At 58.7% G+C, this 17,135-nt stretch carries 18 protein-coding genes and 1 tRNA gene; 16 read left to right on the forward strand and 3 right to left on the reverse strand.

The annotated features are described in order from the left end of the window. Positions 1-852 precede the first annotated feature (852 nt). A complete protein-coding gene (locus ACYZUD_RS29235; protein ID WP_462021310.1) occupies positions 853-2,172 on the reverse strand; it encodes a tyrosine-type recombinase/integrase in 1,320 nt (439 codons plus the stop codon). Positions 2,173-2,335: 163 nt separating this feature from the next. Further along, a tRNA-Leu gene (locus tag ACYZUD_RS29240) sits at positions 2,336-2,420 on the reverse strand. 107 nt (positions 2,421-2,527) lie between these two features. Here ACYZUD_RS29240 and queA point away from each other — a divergent pair. From queA to ACYZUD_RS29270, 6 genes are all read left to right on the forward strand, one after another. After that, positions 2,528-3,592 (forward strand): tRNA preQ1(34) S-adenosylmethionine ribosyltransferase-isomerase QueA, encoded by a 1,065-nt coding sequence (gene queA / locus ACYZUD_RS29245; RefSeq protein WP_462021311.1) that lies wholly within the window; start codon positions 2,528-2,530, stop codon positions 3,590-3,592. Between the two features lie 14 nt (positions 3,593-3,606). Beyond that, a complete protein-coding gene (gene tgt / locus ACYZUD_RS29250) occupies positions 3,607-4,722 on the forward strand; it encodes a tRNA guanosine(34) transglycosylase Tgt (RefSeq protein WP_162130630.1) in 1,116 nt (371 codons plus the stop codon). Positions 4,723-4,765: 43 nt separating this feature from the next. Further along, positions 4,766-5,101, forward strand: coding sequence for a preprotein translocase subunit YajC (gene yajC, locus ACYZUD_RS29255; protein ID WP_007982729.1), 336 nt, complete (start codon positions 4,766-4,768; stop codon positions 5,099-5,101). Positions 5,102-5,164: 63 nt separating this feature from the next. Further along, entirely contained in the window at positions 5,165-7,033 is a 1,869-nt protein-coding gene (secD, locus tag ACYZUD_RS29260) for a protein translocase subunit SecD (RefSeq protein ID WP_462021312.1), read from the forward strand. 9 nt (positions 7,034-7,042) lie between these two features. Next, positions 7,043-7,957 carry a protein translocase subunit SecF gene (gene secF / locus ACYZUD_RS29265; RefSeq protein ID WP_462021313.1) on the forward strand — a complete coding sequence of 305 codons (915 nt, stop codon included), beginning with the start codon at positions 7,043-7,045 and terminating at the stop codon, positions 7,955-7,957. Positions 7,958-8,077: 120 nt separating this feature from the next. Beyond that, on the forward strand, positions 8,078-8,626 hold the full coding sequence (locus tag ACYZUD_RS29270; RefSeq protein ID WP_059403377.1) for a glycine zipper 2TM domain-containing protein: 549 nt from the start codon (positions 8,078-8,080) through the stop codon (positions 8,624-8,626). 101 nt (positions 8,627-8,727) lie between these two features. Here ACYZUD_RS29270 and suhB read toward each other — a convergent pair whose 3' ends face one another. After that, a complete protein-coding gene (suhB, locus tag ACYZUD_RS29275; protein WP_033061458.1) occupies positions 8,728-9,543 on the reverse strand; it encodes a type III secretion system regulator SuhB in 816 nt (271 codons plus the stop codon). A 146-nt stretch (positions 9,544-9,689) separates the two neighbouring features. Between suhB and trmJ the strand changes: the two genes are divergently transcribed. From trmJ to iscX, 10 genes are all read left to right on the forward strand, one after another. Then, the gene (gene trmJ / locus ACYZUD_RS29280) at positions 9,690-10,460 is read left to right on the forward strand and encodes a tRNA (cytosine(32)/uridine(32)-2'-O)-methyltransferase TrmJ (protein ID WP_462021314.1); all 771 of its coding nucleotides are present in this window, start codon (positions 9,690-9,692) and stop codon (positions 10,458-10,460) included. Between the two features lie 2 nt (positions 10,461-10,462). Next, positions 10,463-11,239: a serine O-acetyltransferase gene (gene cysE / locus ACYZUD_RS29285; protein ID WP_462021315.1), complete on the forward strand. Its 777-nt coding sequence runs from the start codon at positions 10,463-10,465 to the stop codon at positions 11,237-11,239. Positions 11,240-11,503: 264 nt separating this feature from the next. Beyond that, positions 11,504-11,995 (forward strand): Fe-S cluster assembly transcriptional regulator IscR, encoded by a 492-nt coding sequence (gene iscR, locus ACYZUD_RS29290; protein WP_462021316.1) that lies wholly within the window; start codon positions 11,504-11,506, stop codon positions 11,993-11,995. A gap of 50 nt (positions 11,996-12,045) precedes the next feature. Continuing rightward, a complete protein-coding gene (locus tag ACYZUD_RS29295) occupies positions 12,046-13,260 on the forward strand; it encodes an IscS subfamily cysteine desulfurase (protein WP_462021317.1) in 1,215 nt (404 codons plus the stop codon). 86 nt (positions 13,261-13,346) lie between these two features. Further along, positions 13,347-13,733 (forward strand): Fe-S cluster assembly scaffold IscU, encoded by a 387-nt coding sequence (gene iscU / locus ACYZUD_RS29300; protein ID WP_003443374.1) that lies wholly within the window; start codon positions 13,347-13,349, stop codon positions 13,731-13,733. Between the two features lie 34 nt (positions 13,734-13,767). Next, entirely contained in the window at positions 13,768-14,091 is a 324-nt protein-coding gene (gene iscA, locus ACYZUD_RS29305; RefSeq protein WP_007903589.1) for an iron-sulfur cluster assembly protein IscA, read from the forward strand. A gap of 8 nt (positions 14,092-14,099) precedes the next feature. Continuing rightward, the gene (gene hscB, locus ACYZUD_RS29310) at positions 14,100-14,621 is read left to right on the forward strand and encodes a co-chaperone HscB (RefSeq protein ID WP_462025130.1); all 522 of its coding nucleotides are present in this window, start codon (positions 14,100-14,102) and stop codon (positions 14,619-14,621) included. A gap of 51 nt (positions 14,622-14,672) precedes the next feature. Beyond that, complete coding sequence (gene hscA, locus ACYZUD_RS29315; RefSeq protein WP_462021318.1) at positions 14,673-16,535, forward strand: Fe-S protein assembly chaperone HscA; 1,863 nt, start codon at positions 14,673-14,675, stop codon at positions 16,533-16,535. A gap of 2 nt (positions 16,536-16,537) precedes the next feature. Beyond that, a complete protein-coding gene (fdx, locus tag ACYZUD_RS29320) occupies positions 16,538-16,879 on the forward strand; it encodes an ISC system 2Fe-2S type ferredoxin (protein ID WP_462021319.1) in 342 nt (113 codons plus the stop codon). 14 nt (positions 16,880-16,893) lie between these two features. Beyond that, positions 16,894-17,094 (forward strand): Fe-S cluster assembly protein IscX, encoded by a 201-nt coding sequence (gene iscX / locus ACYZUD_RS29325; RefSeq protein ID WP_116581898.1) that lies wholly within the window; start codon positions 16,894-16,896, stop codon positions 17,092-17,094. The last annotated feature ends 41 nt before the right edge of the window (positions 17,095-17,135 follow it).

A 17,135-nucleotide genomic window follows, 5' to 3' on the forward strand; every position in this document is an offset into this window, starting at 1 on the left:
ACGGATGTTGAGTGTTATCAGGGATCAAGGCCCCTGCGACCTGTGAGGGTGTCCACTAACGCGGGACTGGCGGCTCTTTACGACCGGGAGCTTGGGCATCTCATGATCTGACTTCCTGAACACTTCCAAAGAAGTGGGCGGGTGGAGGCTGCACTGGCTGACGAGACCGGCGCCGCGAGATCGTGAGTCGGGTGAAGGCAGTGAGGCGATGACCGGGGCATGCCTGACTGTCAGTCAGGTGCAGTCCATTCCTTGGGCTGCGGCACCATCATCTGCATCGCTGTTGCTGGTGACTTCGGTGTTTGTCACGCCGATTGTCACGAGGGGGAATGCCGCAAAGCCTTGTACGAGATGGGCTGCAGCAGCGCTAGGAGCGCCCGTCTCTTTCCAGAAGAAAGAGACGGGCGCAGGTTGGCGCAGTGAAATGGCCAAGCGGAAAGGTTGCTGCAGGGCAGCTGGGTAGGGGGATGTATTTGCCGCAATGGCAACGATCTGAAGTAGGCATCCATCACTCGGTGAGTGACCGTGCGAGCCGCCGGACGCTAATCGCATTTTGGGAGAACCACCACGGCGTGGCGTAGCCTTGAAGGTTCTGGCTACCTGGGTTGCTGTCAACGACAGCACTTGCACGATCTTTTCTACGCTCGCCGATAGACAGGGTCAAGGCTCGATTTTTTGAGAATTCTGCGGCTGCGAATGGCGTAAGCCGTCTATGGAAATCCGTGGTTTCTAGAAGACGGTTACGCTGATTTTTAGATTTTTCAAGTGAGGCCCTTCCAAGCAGGGCGGCTTTGCAGCCCTGCTTGGAAGGGCCTGCGTGGAAGGCAAGGCTGTGGAGATTTCACTGACGTGTTAGTGCTGGAATGCGCCACGCTCATCTTCCAAGGTGCTGATGCCGCCACCGACCGCGTTGACCCCGAGAAGCTCCGAAGACTTACGCGACAGAAACTGATTAACCCGCGTATCAAACTGATCCCGCAGGCTCGCCGTAATCCCAACCCTGAGCGCATCGAGATAATCGGCATACCACTGCATCATGATCCGCCGTTGCGTCAGGTACAGCGCCTGGTTGTACTCCCCAGCAATGCCACCCTCGACATGAGCCAGTTGACTTTCAACATGATCCTTCAGCCACCCATGCTCGCGCAGCAGCGTGCTCGCGGTGTGGCGAACGCCATGGCTCACCATCCGCCCTTTATAGCCAATCTTGGCAAACACCAGATTGATCGTGTTCTCGCTGATGACGGGCCGTTTCTCGCCACTACCCGGAAACAGGTAGCGGCTGCGTCCAGTGCATTGGTGCAGCTTGATCAGCATCGCGATCAGTTGATGGGGCAGGGGACTGACATAGTCCCGGCGCATCTTCATGCGTTCAGCCGGTATGGTCCACGTCCCTTCTTCAAAGTCGATTTCATCCCACGTCGCATACCGAACCATGCCGGGTCGGCTCGCCGTCAGTATTGCCATCCACGAAGCAATCCTCGACGGCAACCGGCTGGTGGTTTTGCTCAGTGCCTGAAGAAATTCCGGCAGCTCGCTTTCACGCAAATGCGGATAGTGCTCAGGGGAAGGCGGCGCCAACGCGATGGCATGAAGTTCTGAAGCCGGATTGTGTTCGCACAACCCCCGCGCAATCGCCTGACTGAAAATCTGCTTGAGCCAGGTCCGAGCCTTGTCTGCCACATTGAACGCCCCGCGCTTTTCGATGCTGGCCTGCAACTTCGCGCAGTCGGCGCGAGTAATGTGCTCCAGCTGCATCTCGCCGAGTGCCGGTAGCAGATCCTTGTCGAGGTAGTCGCGAATCTTCTTTAGCGTCGCATGGCTGCGGCCGGAGTCGGCCTTGAACTGATACCAGTACTCCGTAGCTCGCCTGAAGGTGTTGAGCCCAGCCTCCCGTTGCTGCTGCTTGTCATCCCGGCGTTTGGCTCCAGGATTGGTCCCTTCCTTGAGCTGCTTGCGGCATTCGGCAGCCCTTTCGCGAGCTTCCTGCAAGGAGATGCTCGGGTAGACGCCCAATGACATGCGCGCCGGGCGACCATGATACGAATAGCGGAAATGCCAGTACTTGTGGCCGTTCGGCTGGACTAGAAGGGCAAGACCCGAACTATCACTCAGCGTGTATTGCTTGTCGGCAGGCTTGGACGCTTTGACTTGCAAGGCAGTGAGGGGCATGGCTGTACACCTCCGGTTCTCGAACTGGAATATGTACAGAAAATGTACCAAAAAGAGGCTGGCTTGCAAGGGACGGGGATGGAACCCCAGAGACCAAAAAGCCCGCAGTTAGCGGGCTCTAGGGGTGTTGCGTAGACGCTGGTAGTCGTCTATGTACTGCAAATGGTGCCCCGAGGGAGACTCGAACTCCCACTCCTTTCGAAAACGGATTTTGAATCCGCCGCGTCTACCAATTCCGCCATCAGGGCTCAATGGCGGCGAAGTATAGAGAGGTGATAACCGTCGGTCAATCAGGTACATGGAGAATTTTCACTATTTCCGCTAGACTTCCGGGCCCTGCTAGACGAACCCCATCATGCGCGTTGCTGACTTTACTTTCGAACTCCCTGATTCGCTGATTGCTCGCCACCCTTTGGCCGAGCGTCGCAACAGTCGCCTGTTGACCCTGGATGGGGTCAGCGGCGCCCTGGCACACCGTCAATTCACTGATTTGCTTGAGCATTTGCGCCCGGGCGATTTGATGGTGTTCAACAATACCCGGGTGATTCCGGCGCGACTGTTTGGCCAGAAGGCTTCCGGCGGCAAGCTGGAAATCCTGGTGGAGCGGGTGCTGGACAGTCACCGCGTGCTGGCCCATGTGCGGTCAAGCAAGTCGCCGAAGCCGGGTTCGAAGATCCTGATCGACGGCGGTGGCGAAGCCGAGATGCTGGCGCGTCATGATGCGTTGTTCGAACTGGGGTTTGCCGAAGAAGTGTTGCCGCTGCTCGATCGCGTTGGGCACATGCCGTTGCCTCCTTATATAGACCGCCCGGATGAAGGCTCGGACCGCGAGCGTTATCAGACGGTGTACGCCGAGCGCCTGGGCGCGGTGGCGGCGCCGACGGCGGGGCTGCATTTTGATCAGCCGCTAATGGAGGCGATTGCCGCCAAGGGCGTCGAGACGGCGTTCGTGACCTTGCATGTGGGTGCGGGTACGTTCCAGCCGGTGCGCGTCGAGAAGATCGAAGATCACCACATGCACAACGAATGGCTGGAAGTCAGCCAGGAAGTCGTCGATGCGGTCGCGGCCTGCCGGGCTCGCGGTGGTCGTGTGGTGGCGGTGGGGACCACCAGCGTGCGTTCGCTGGAAAGCGCCGCCCGCGATGGTGTGCTCAAGCCGTTCAGTGGCGACACCGACATCTTTATCTACCCAGGCCGGCCGTTTCATGTGGTCGATGCCTTGGTCACCAATTTCCATTTGCCCGAATCCACGCTGTTGATGCTGGTTTCGGCGTTCGCCGGTTATCCCGAAGCCATGGCCGCCTATAAAGCCGCCGTGGAGCATGAATACCGCTTTTTCAGCTACGGTGATGCGATGTTTATCACCCGTAATCCCGCGCCTACTGCCCCTAAAGAATCAGGCCCTGAGGAAACAGAATGAGTCGCACCAGTCGCATGTCCTTTGAGCTCCTTGCCACCGATGGCAAGGCTCGTCGCGGTCGTTTGACCTTCCCGCGCGGTACCGTCGAGACTCCGGCGTTTATGCCGGTGGGCACGTACGGCACGGTCAAGGGCATGCTGCCGCGGGATATCACCGCGACCGGCGCGGAAATCATTCTGGGCAACACGTTCCACTTGTGGCTGCGTCCTGGCACTGAAGTGATCAAGAAACACGGCGACCTGCACGATTTCATGCAGTGGAAAGGCCCGATTCTGACCGACTCCGGCGGTTTCCAGGTGTTCAGCCTGGGCGCGATGCGCAAGATCAAGGAGGAGGGCGTGACCTTCGCCTCTCCTGTGGACGGCGCCAAAGTGTTCATGGGGCCGGAAGAGTCGATGCAGGTCCAGCGTGACCTGGGCTCCGACATTGTGATGATTTTCGACGAATGCACGCCGTACCCGGCTGATGAAGACGTTGCTCGCGTATCTATGGAGTTGTCGTTGCGCTGGGCTCAGCGCTCGAAAAACGCCCATGGCGACAACACGGCGGCGCTGTTCGGCATCGTTCAGGGCGGCATGCACCAGGATTTGCGCATGCGCTCCCTGGAAGGCCTCGACAAGATCGGCTTCGATGGCCTGGCCATCGGTGGGCTGTCGGTGGGCGAGCCCAAGCACGAGATGATCAAGGTGCTGGATTACCTGCCGGGCCAGATGCCGGCTGACAAACCTCGTTACCTTATGGGCGTTGGCAAACCGGAAGATCTGGTTGAGGGTGTGCGCCGCGGTGTGGACATGTTCGATTGCGTGATGCCAACCCGTAATGCCCGCAATGGGCATCTGTTCATTGATACAGGCGTGCTGAAGATCCGTAACGCGTTCCATCGCCATGATGATTCGCCGCTGGATCCAACCTGCGATTGCTACACCTGCCAGAACTTCTCCCGTGCTTATCTGCACCATCTGGACAAGTGTGGCGAAATGCTGGGTAGCATGTTGAATACCATCCACAATTTGCGCCATTACCAGGTGCTTATGGCTGGTTTGCGCGAGGCTATTCAACAGGGTACATTGGCCGCCTTTGTCGATGCCTTCTACGCCAAACGCGGGCTTCCCGTTCCGCCTTTGGACTGAGTTTTCTGACCCCAAGATTCAACATTTGCAACTGGAGTGCTAAATGAGCTTTTTTATCTCTAATGCCATGGCTGACGCTGCTGCACCTGCTGCAGGCCCAATGGGTGGCGGCTTTGAGTGGATTTTCCTGGTCGGTTTCCTGGTCATCTTCTACCTGATGATCTGGCGTCCACAGGCCAAGCGCGCCAAAGAACAGAAGAACCTGCTGAGCAGCCTGCAGAAAGGCGACGAAGTTGTGACCACCGGCGGTATCGCCGGCAAGATCACCAAAGTGGCCGACGATTTCGTTGTTCTGGAAGTTTCCGACACCGTCGAAATGAAATTCCAGAAAGGCGCCATCGCCGCCACGCTGCCAAAAGGCACGCTGAAAGCGATCTAAGTTTCAACTTCTACTCAATCGACGGGGCGCGCAAGGCGCCCCGCGTCATAAGCGGGCGGCGTGATGCTGAACAAATACCCTCTGTGGAAATACATTCTGATCCTGGCGGTGCTGGCGATCGGTCTGATTTATTCCGCTCCCAATCTATATCCTGATGACCCGGCCATTCAGGTCAGCGGTGCAAGCACTTCGCTGCAGGTCACTCAGGCTGATCTGGATCGTGTGAGCGCAGCGCTCAAGGAATCCGGGATCAACGTCAAGGCTGCCACTCTGGCGGCGGGCGGCAAGGGCGGTCTGATTCGCCTGGTCAAGGCTGAAGACCAGTTGCCTGCCAAAGACGTCGTGCGCAAGGCATTGGGTGATGACTACGTCGTTGCACTGAACCTGGCACAAACCACCCCGCAATGGCTGCGCAGCTTTGGCGCGCACCCGATGAAGCTGGGTCTGGACTTGTCCGGTGGTGTGCACTTCCTGCTGGAAGTGGACATGGACAAAGCCCTCGACGCCCGCCTGAAAGTCTATGAAGGCGACGTCAAGAGTCTGTTGCGTAAAGAGAAACTGCGCTATCGCAGCCTGCCGCAACTGGGCGGTGCCATTCAGCTGGGCTTCACTGACGAAGCAACCCGCGAACAAGCTCGTACGCTGATCCGCAAGAGCTTCAACGATTTCGACATTGTTCCGGCTGACCTCAATGGCCAACCGGTGCTGCGTCTGGCGATGACCCCAGCCAAGCTGGCGGAAATCCGCGAATACTCCATCAAGCAGAACTTGACCACGGTACGTAACCGCGTCAACGAGCTGGGTGTTGCCGAACCGATCGTTCAACGTCAGGGCGCCAACCGCATCGTGGTTGAGCTGCCGGGCGTGCAGGACACCGCAGAAGCCAAGCGTATCCTCGGCAAGACGGCCAACCTCGAGTTCCGTCTGGCCGCCGAACCTGGCGCTTCGAAAGCCACTTCCGAGACGTTCGAGTTCCGTGAAGGCAATCGTCCGCCGGCGCAGATCGAGCGTGGCCTGATCATCACCGGTGACCAGGTCACCGACGCCAAGGCTGGTTTCGGCGAGCACGGCACGCCAGAAGTGAACATCCGCCTGGATGGCCACGGTGGCGAGCTGATGAGTCGTGCGACTCGCAGCAACGTCGGCCGCAGCATGGCGGTGATCTTCATCGAACAGCGCCCGGTCACCACTTACACCAAGCAAGTGGTTAACGGCGTCGAGAAAGACGTACCGGTTCAAACGTTTAAAGAAGAGAAGAAGATCATCAGCCTGGCGACCATTCAGTCGCCGCTGGGTGCTCAGTTCCGTATCACTGGCCTGAACGGTCAGGGCGAGTCGTCCGAACTGGCGCTGTTGCTGCGTGCCGGTGGTCTGGCTGCACCGATGTACTTCGCTGAGGAGCGCACCATCGGTCCAAGCCTGGGTGCCGATAACATCGTCAAGGGTATCGATGCATCGCTGTGGGGCATGCTGTTTGTCTCGCTGTTCATCATCGCCATCTACCGCTTCTTCGGCATCATCGCCACCGTCGCTCTGTCGGTGAACATGGTGATGCTGCTGGCCCTGATGTCGCTGCTGGGGGCAACGCTGACCCTGCCGGGTATCGCCGGTATCGTGTTGACCATGGGTATGGCGGTCGACGCCAACGTGCTGATCTTCTCGCGGATTCGTGAAGAGATCGCGGCAGGCATGACCGTGCAGCGGGCAATCAACGAAGGCTTCGGCCGTGCATTCACCGCGATTCTCGACTCCAACCTGACCACTTTGCTGGTCGGCGGGATTCTCTTTGCCATGGGCACCGGCCCGGTCAAGGGCTTCGCAGTGACCATGTCCCTCGGGATCTTTACCTCGATGTTTACGGCCATCATGGTGACCCGCGCGATGGTCAACCTGATCTTCGGCGGTCGTGACTTCAAGAAGTTGTGGATTTAAGGGGCTGCCATGTTACGTACAATCAACTTCATGGGCGTTCGCAACGTTGCGTTCGGCGTCACATTGCTCCTTACGGCTCTGGCGTTGTTCAGCTGGTTCAGCAAGGGCTTGAACTACGGTCTGGACTTCACCGGCGGTACGCTCATCGAGCTGACCTACGAGCGTCCGGCCGACGTCACCAAGGTGCGTGAGCAGCTGACGACGGCGGGTTACCACGAGGCCATCGTGCAGAGCTTCGGTGCGACGACCGATCTGCTGGTGCGCATGCCGGGCGAAGACCCGCAACTGGGTCACCAGGTCGCTGAAGCGCTGCAGAAAGTCGGTGGCGACAACCCGGCGGTGGTCAAGCGCGTCGAGTTCGTCGGCCCGCAGGTCGGTGAAGAGCTGCGCGACCAGGGCGGCCTCGGCATGCTGATGGCGCTGGGCGGCATCATGATCTACCTGGCGTTCCGCTTTCAGTGGAAGTTCGCGGTCGGTGCCATCGTCTCGCTGATTCACGACGTGGTCGTGACCCTGGGTATCCTCTCGTTCTTCCAGATCACCTTCGATCTGACGGTGCTGGCGGCGGTATTGGCGATCATCGGTTACTCGCTGAACGACACTATCGTGGTATTTGACCGGGTTCGTGAGAACTTCCGGGTACTGCGCAAGGCTTCGCTGATCGAGAACATCAACATCTCGACCACGCAAACCCTGTTGCGGACCATGGCGACATCGATCTCCACGTTGCTGGCGATTGCGGCGCTGTTGTTCTTCGGTGGCGACAACCTGTTCGGCTTCTCCATCGCCCTGTTTGTCGGTGTTATGGCGGGTACCTACTCGTCGATCTACATCGCCAACGTGGTGCTGATCTGGCTGAACCTGAGCACCGAGGATCTGATTCCTGCGGTGGCTACCGATAAGGAAGTTGACGACCGCCCATAACGGCTATCGTTTTTCCTGCTGTCAGCCCAGAAAGGCGCGAGTTGAACTCGCGCCTTTTTTTGTGCTCCAAGGCTGGGAGAAGCGCGGGCTTGTCCCGCATGTGATGGTCAGGAGGTTCATGTGAACAAGTCGTTACTGGTTGGTGCGGTATTGGGTGCTGTCGGTGTGACTGCCGGGGGTGCTGTTGCCACCTACAGCCTGGTTAAAAGCGGCCCTGAGTATGCGCAAGTGCTAGCCGTTGAACCGGTCAAGACACAAATCAAGACGCCACGTGAAGTTTGCAAGGACGTTGCAGTGACCCGGCAAGCGCCGGTCAAGGATCAACACCAGATCCTCGGTACCGCCATCGGTGCTGTCGCGGGTGGTTTGCTCGGCAACCAGATCGGCGGCGGTACGGGCAAGAAGATTGCCACCGTTGCAGGTGCGGTCGGCGGAGGTTACGCCGGCAACAAGGTTCAGGAAGGCATGCAGAATCGTGATACCTACACCACGACTCAGACTCGCTGTAATACCGTGAACGACATCAGCGACAAGGTTGTAGGTTACGACGTTCGTTATTCGCTGGATGGCAAGGAAGGCAAGGTGCGGATGGATCGCGATCCGGGTAACCAGATTCCGGTCGACAAGGAAGGTAAATTGATCCTGTCGCAGAATGAGCCGGCTCAGTAAATAGCTGATATTCAGATTCAAAAAAAGCACCCGGTTGGGTAATGCCAGTCAGCTTAACTGACTGGCATTACCCTGAAGGGTGCTTTTTTGTGGCTGCTCGCTTATCGCTTCAGCGAGGCCGGCAGGTGCGGCTGGATGGCCGTCAGCACTGCTTTGAAGCACTTGGTGTTACCGGCAACGACGTGGCCTTTCTCAAGGAAGTCGTGACCGCCGGTGAAGTCGCTCACCAGGCCGCCAGCTTCCTGGATCAGCAGGGCGCCTGCAGCCATGTCCCACTCGGACAGGCCCGACTCCCAGAAGGCGTCGAAACGGCCGGCAGCCACGTAAGCCAGGTCCAGGCTCGCCGAGCCGGCACGGCGGATGCCGGCGGTCTGGCCAACCAGGGCGCGGAACATGCCCAGGTAGTTGTCGAGGTTGTCCATCTGGTCGTCACGGAACGGGAAGCCGGTACCCAGCAGGGCACCGTCCAGGCTGGTGCGGCCGCTGACGCGCAGACGACGACCGTTCAGTTGAGCGCCGCGACCACGGCTGGCGGTGAATTCTTCCTGGCGAACCGGGTCCAGAACAACGGCGTGTTCCAGGCGGCCGCGGTATTTGCAGGCGATGCTGACGGCGAAGTGAGGAATGCCGCGCAGGAAGTTGGTGGTGCCGTCCAGTGGGTCGATGATCCACAGGTAGTCTTCGCCTTCGCCGCTACCAGGATGCATGCCGGTTTCTTCACCGAGAATGCCGTGGGTAGGGTAGGCCTTGCGCAGCGCGTCGATGATTTTCTGTTCGGCGGCGCGATCCACTTCGGATACGTAATCCTTGGCGTCTTTTTCGTCGACCTTGATGGTATCCAGGCGCTCGATGGAGCGGAAGATCAATTCACTGGCGCTGCGGGCGGCGCGCAGCGCGATATTCAGCATGGGCTGCATGGATGTGTCACCTAAGGTTGTTAAAGAAAGCCGGGCATTCTATCAGAAAGTTTCTACAGGTGAAGGTCGGCGTTCGCTTTCATAGCTTAACGGTAGGATGAACTGTAAGATTCGGCTCCCCAATTCTGTGTTCGAGAGCGCCTCCCTTGCTGCAAAACATTCGTGTCGTCTTGGTCAATACCAGCCACCCCGGGAATATCGGCGGGGCTGCGCGAGCCATGAAGAACATGGGCCTGTCGCGGCTGGTGCTGGTCGAACCACGGTTGTTCCCGCACCATGAGGCCGATGCCCGGGCCTCCGGCGCCGGGGATATCCTTGAAAACGCGCAAGTCGTCGCCACTTTGGAAGATGCCTTGGTCGGCTGCAATCTGGTGCTGGGCACCAGTGCTCGTGATCGCCGCATTCCCTGGCCATTGCTCGATCCCCGCGAATGCGGTGTGAAAGTGGTCGAGGAAGCCGCGCAGGGGGGCGAAATTGCCTTGGTGTTCGGTCGTGAAGATTCCGGCCTGACCAACGAAGAGCTGCAGCGATGTCATTATCGCGTGCACATTCCATCAGACCCTGAGTTCAGTTCGCTGAACCTTGGGGCAGCGGTGCAGGTGTTGAGCTATGAAGTGCGCATGTCCTGGCTGGCGGCCGAAGGTCAGCCGAGCAAGGTCGAGAAGGATGAAGTGGCGTCCATCAAGAGTGGTGAGCTGGCGACCATGGATGAGCTGGAGCGATTTTATGAACATCTGGAGCAAACCCTGGTGGCCATCGAATTCCTCGATCCGGAAAAACCACGGCACTTGATGGCGCGCCTGCGCCGGTTGTACGGACGAAGCTCGGTCAGCCGGGCGGAAATGAATATATTGCGTGGCATCCTCACGGAAACCCAGAAAGCGGCCCGTGGCGAGCTTCTAAAGCGGAAGGATTAATGATGTTCGAGCGTCTGCGTGAAGATATCCAGAGTGTTTTCCATCGTGACCCGGCGGCGCGTAACGCATTTGAAGTACTGACTTGCTATCCGGGCATGCACGCCATTTGGATTCATCGGCTGTCGTCGGCCCTGTGGGGTTTGGGCTGGAAGTGGCTGGCGCGACTGGTGTCGAACTTCGGTCGCTGGTTGACCGGGATCGAGATCCATCCGGGAGCCAAGGTCGGGCGGCGCTTCTTTATTGACCATGGCATGGGCATTGTCATCGGTGAAACCGCCGAGATCGGCAACGACGTCACCCTTTATCAAGGTGTGACACTCGGTGGCACCAGCTGGAATAAAGGCAAACGTCACCCGACGTTGGAAGATGGCGTTGTGGTTGGAGCGGGTGCCAAGGTGCTCGGCCCGTTCACCGTGGGTGCCGGGGCCAAGGTCGGCTCCAACGCCGTTGTGACCAAGGCTGTGCCGGCCGGAGCGACTGTCGTCGGTATTCCAGGGCGGATTATCGTTAAGTCAGATGAAGAGCAGGACGCCAAGCGCAAGGCCATGGCCGAGAAAATTGGCTTCGATGCTTATGGTGTTGGCGAAGACATGCCGGACCCGGTGGCGCGTGCTATCAATCAATTGCTCGATCACCTGCAGGCGGTTGATGGTCGTCTGGAGGGAATGTGCGGGGCGTTGAAGGATTTGGGCAGTAACTACTGTGCGAAAGATCTGCCTGAGCTGCGCGAAGAAGACTTTGCGTGTGTGAAGGACAAGGATCAGAGTCAGGCCAGTTAAGCTTTTGTAGGAGCTGCCGCAGGCTGCGATCTTTTGATCTTGGCTTTTAAGGGCAAAATCAAAAGATCGCAGCCTGCGGCAGCTCCTACAGGTCGCATTCAGACAACGGCATTGCGCTGTCCGGTGTGCCATTACGCTGTAGATCCTGCTATGATGCGCGCGCTCTTTTGCGGGTAATCCTGACTAAAGTACTAGGTCTTATAGTTGACTTAAACACTCGGGAATTGCATACTCGCCCCATTCCGAACTCCGTGGTAATTGTCCATGCGACTGACTACAAAAGGCCGATACGCCGTGACCGCCATGCTCGACCTGGCGTTGCACGCGCAGCACGGGCCGGTGTCCCTAGCCGATATCTCCGAGCGCCAAGGCATCTCCCTGTCCTACCTCGAACAGCTTTTCGCCAAATTGCGCCGCAGCAATCTGGTGTCCAGTGTCCGTGGTCCCGGCGGCGGCTACCAGCTGTCGCGCGACATGCAGGGCATCCAGGTCGCCCAGGTGATCGATGCGGTGAACGAATCGGTCGATGCTACCAAATGCCAGGGCCAGGGTGATTGCCATCAAGGCGATACTTGCCTGACCCACCATTTGTGGTGCGATCTGAGTCTGCAGATTCACGAATTTCTGAGCGGTATCAGCTTGGCTGATCTTGTCACTCGCCGTGAGGTACAAGAAGTAGCCCAGCGTCAGGACCAGCGTCGTTGCAACAGCAAGACGTCACGCCTGGACAAGATTGAAGCGTCCGCCGTCGAATGACAGCCAAAGAGCTAGCGGCACGCCAGCCAGCCTGATTTAGGAGATAGTCCATGAAATTGCCGATTTACCTTGATTACTCTGCGACCACCCCGGTTGATCCGCGTGTCGCGCAAAAGATGAGTGAATGCCTGCTGGTCGACGGAAACTTCGGTAACCCGGCGTCCCGTTCCCACGTATTTGGCTGGAAAGCTGAAGAGTCCGTCGAAAACGCTCGTCGTCAGGTCGCTGACCTGGTCAACGCCGATCCGCGTGAAATCGTCTGGACCTCCGGTGCCACCGAGTCCGACAACCTGGCAATCAAGGGTGCGGCGCATTTCTATGCCACCAAAGGCAAGCACCTGATCACCACCAAGATTGAGCACAAGGCTGTCCTCGACACCATGCGCCAACTGGAGCGTGAAGGCTTCGAAGTCACCTATATCGAGCCACGCACTGACGGACTGGTGACTCCGGAGATGGTCGAAGCTGCCCTGCGCGACGACACCATCCTGGTATCGGTCATGCACGTGAACAACGAAATCGGCACCATCAACGACATCGCAGCCATCGGCGAACTGACCCGCTCCAAGGGCATTCTGTTCCACGTCGACGCTGCTCAGTCCACCGGCAAGGTCGACATCGACCTGTCGAAGCTGAAAGTCGACCTGATGTCGTTCTCCGCTCACAAAACCTATGGCCCTAAAGGCATCGGAGCGCTGTACGTGAGCCGCAAGCCGCGTGTTCGCATCGAAGCGACCATGCACGGCGGCGGTCACGAGCGTGGCATGCGTTCCGGCACCCTGGCGACCCACCAGATCGTCGGCATGGGCGAAGCTTTCCGCGTAGCCAAGGAAGACATGGCTGCCGAGAACATCCGCATCAAAGCCCTGAGCGACCGTTTCTTCAAGCAGGTCGAAGGCCTGGAAGAGCTGTACATCAACGGCAGCATGACCGCACGCGTACCGCACAACCTGAACCTGAGCTTCAACTACGTTGAAGGCGAGTCGCTGATCATGGCGCTCAAGGATCTGGCGGTTTCGTCCGGTTCGGCCTGCACCTCGGCTTCGCTTGAGCCTTCGTACGTACTGCGCGCCCTGGGCCGCAACGACGAACTGGCACACAGCTCGATTCGCTTCACCTTCGGCCGTTTCACCACGGAAGAAGAAATCGACTACGCCGCGCAGAAAGTCTGCGAGGCCGTTACCAAGCTGCGCACTCTGTCGCCGCTGTGGGACATGTACAAAGATGGTGTCGACATTTCGAAAATCGAGTGGGCGGCACACTGATTTCAAGTCGCCGCAAACCAGGCCCTGTAAACTCAAGGTTGGCAGGGCTTCAAGAGCGACTCTCTGATGAGTGAGGATTAAGAATCATGGCTTACAGCGAAAAGGTCATCGACCACTACGAGAACCCGCGCAACGTCGGCAAGATGGACGCGGAAGACCCTGATGTCGGCACCGGCATGGTCGGCGCCCCGGCGTGCGGCGACGTGATGCGCCTGCAGATCAAGGTCAACGAGCAAGGCATCATCGAAGACGCCAAGTTCAAGACCTACGGTTGCGGTTCGGCTATCGCCTCCAGCTCCCTGGCGACCGAGTGGATGAAAGGCAAGACTCTGGATGAAGCAGAGACCATCAAGAACACTCAGCTGGCTGAAGAACTGGCCCTGCCGCCAGTAAAAATTCACTGCTCCGTACTTGCTGAAGACGCTATCAAAGCGGCCGTTCGCGACTACAAGCAGAAGAAAGGCTTGATCTGACTTTCAAGATTTGGCGACGAGTAAGGAGTCACCGATGGCTATCAGCATGACAGAAGCGGCTGCTCAACACGTGCGACGCTCCCTCAACGGGCGCGGCAAAGGTGAAGGGATTCGTCTGGGTGTTCGCACCACAGGCTGTTCCGGCCTTGCCTACGTGCTGGAGTTTGTCGACGAGGTGGTTGCAGAGGATCAGGTGTTCGAAAGTCACGGCGAGAAAGTGATCATCGACCCGAAAAGCCTGGCCTACCTGGATGGCACCGAGCTCGATTTCGTCAAGGAAGGGTTGAACGAAGGCTTCAAGTTCAACAACCCCAACGTACGCGGTGAATGTGGCTGCGGCGAAAGCTTCAATATCTGAGGCTACTCGTGGGTACTCCTTGTCATTTCGCTTTATTTCAGCTGCAACCGAGCTTCAATCTGGATCTCGATCAGCTGGCCACGCGTTACCGTGAGTTGGCGCGCGGTGTTCATCCAGACCGTTTTTCCGACGCTTCCGAGCGTGAGCAGCGGCTGGCGCTAGAGCAATCCGCGAGCCTCAACGAGGCCTACCAGACGCTCAAAAGTCCCCCAAAGCGTGCGCGATACCTGCTCGCCATGGGGGGGCGCGAGCTGCCGCTGGAGGTCACGGTGCATGATCCGGCGTTTCTTCTGCAGCAGATGGAGCTGCGTGAAGAGCTCGAAGACCTGCAGGACAGCGCCGACATGGCCGGTATTGCAGCGTTCAAGCGTCGCCTGAGAACCGCTCAGGATGAACTGAACGAAAGCTTCGCAGCCTGTTGGGATGATGCAGCGCAACGTGAACAGGCCGAACGCCTGATGCGGCGCATGCAGTTCCTCGACAAGCTCACCTACGAAGTGCGCCAGTTAGAAGAGCGCCTCGACGATTAACCCAGTGCCGCTCCGGTCGCACGCCTGATATACAGATAAGTCCTGATAACGATGGCCCTACTGCAGATCGCCGAACCCGGCCAAAGTCCTCAACCGCACCAGCGTCGTCTGGCTGTGGGGATCGACTTGGGCACTACCAATTCGCTGGTCGCTGCGTTGCGCAGTGGTCTTTCCGAGCCTCTGGCCGACGCAGAAGGGCGAGTCATCCTGCCGTCTGCCGTGCGCTATCACGCCGATCGCGTCGAAGTGGGCGAGTCGGCCAAACTGGCGGCCTCCACCGACCCTTTGAACACCGTGCTGTCGGTCAAGCGCTTGATGGGTCGTGGTCTGTCCGACGTCAAGCAATTGGGCGATCAACTGCCGTACCGCTTTGTTGGCGGCGAATCGCACATGCCGTTCATCGACACGATCCAGGGCCCGAAAAGCCCGGTCGAAGTCTCAGCCGATATTCTCAAAGTGCTGCGTCAGCGCGCTGAAGCCACATTGGGCGGCGAACTGGTAGGCGCGGTGATCACCGTTCCGGCCTATTTCGATGATGCTCAGCGTCAAGCCACCAAGGATGCGGCGAAACTGGCCGGTCTGAACGTGCTGCGTTTGCTCAATGAGCCGACCGCCGCTGCGGTGGCTTATGGCCTGGATCAGCACGCCGAAGGCCTGGTCGCCATTTATGACCTGGGCGGCGGCACGTTTGATATTTCGATTCTGCGTCTGACCGGCGGTGTGTTCGAAGTGCTGGCGACCGGCGGCGACAGCGCGCTGGGCGGCGACGACTTTGATCATGCGATCGCCGGCTGGATTATCGAGAGCGCTGGTTTGTCTGCCGACCTCGATCCAGGCGCGCAACGCAATCTGCTGCAAACCGCCTGTGCGGCCAAAGAAGCACTGACCAATACCTCGGTCGTCGAAGTCACTTATGGTGACTGGAAAGCCGAGCTGACCCGTGAAGCGTTCAATGCGCTGATCGAGCCGATGGTTGCCCGCAGCCTCAAAGCCTGCCGTCGCGCGGTGCGTGATTCCGGTATCGAGCTGGAAGAGGTGCATGCCGTGGTCATGGTTGGCGGCTCGACTCGGGTGCCTCGCGTTCGTGAAGCGGTCGCTGAAGCCTTCGGCCGCGAACCGCTGACCGAAATCGATCCGGATCAAGTGGTGGCCATCGGTGCCGCGATCCAGGCCGATACCCTGGCCGGCAACAAGCGTGATGGCGACGAATTGCTGTTACTCGACGTGATTCCGTTGTCCCTGGGGCTGGAAACCATGGGCGGCCTGATGGAGAAGGTGATTCCACGCAACACCACCATCCCTGTTGCCCGCGCCCAGGACTTCACCACTTACAAAGATGGCCAGTCGGCCATGGCGATCCACGTGTTGCAGGGTGAGCGCGAGCTGATCAGCGATTGCCGCTCCCTGGCGCGCTTCGAATTACGCGGTATTCCGGCAATGGTTGCCGGTGCAGCGAAGATTCGCGTGACCTTCCAGGTCGATGCCGACGGTCTGCTCAGCGTCTCCGCCCGCGAGTTGGGTTCGGGCGTCGAGGCCAGCATCCAGGTCAAGCCGTCCTACGGTCTGACGGACGGTGAAATCGCCAAGATGCTCAAGGATTCGTTCCAGCACGCCAACGACGACAAGGTCGCCCGTGTGTTGCGTGAGCAGCAGGTCGATGCCCAGCGCCTGATCGAAGCGGTGCAGGCTGCCCTCGATGCCGACGGCGAACGCCTGCTCGACGCCGAAGAGCGCATGGTCATCGAGTTGCAGATGCAGGAACTGACCGAACTGATGAAAGGTACCGATGGTTACGCCATCGAGCAGCAGACCAAGCGTCTGTCGCAAGTGACCGATGCCTTTGCTGCCCGCCGCCTGGACTCGACCGTGAAAGCCGCTCTGGCGGGGCGCAACCTGAATGAGATTGAGGAATAACGATGCCGCAGGTCATTTTTCTGCCACACGAAAAGTTTTGCCCGGACGGCATGGTTGTGGAGGCTGAGCCCGGTACCTCCATCCTCGAGCTGGCTCATGAGCACCATATCGAGATGGAAAGCGCCTGTGGCGGCGTCTGCGCCTGCACGACCTGCCACTGCATCATTCGCGAAGGCTTCGATTCGCTGGAAGAGGCAGATGAGCTGGAAGAAGATTTTCTTGATCGTGCCTGGGGTCTGGAGGCGCAATCGCGTCTAGGCTGTCAGGCGATCGTCGGAAATGAAGACCTGACCGTCGAAATTCCGAAATACTCGCTCAACCATGCTGCCGAAGCGCCGCACTGATTCAAGGAAGCGACATGAGTCTGAAATGGGTTGATGTGCTTGAAATCGCGATCCAGCTGGCTGAATCCAAGCCGGATGTGGACCCGCGTTACGTGAACTTCGTCGATCTGCACAAATGGGTGCTGGCATTGCCGGAGTTCAGTGATGATCCTACCCGCGGTGGCGAGAAGGTGCTTGAAGCCATTCAGGCCGCCTGGATCGAAGAAGCAGAGTAGGAGCTGACGAGCGGAGCGAGGCTGCGATCTATTCCAATATC

It is taken from the genome of Pseudomonas sp. XS1P51 (assembly GCF_054897845.1).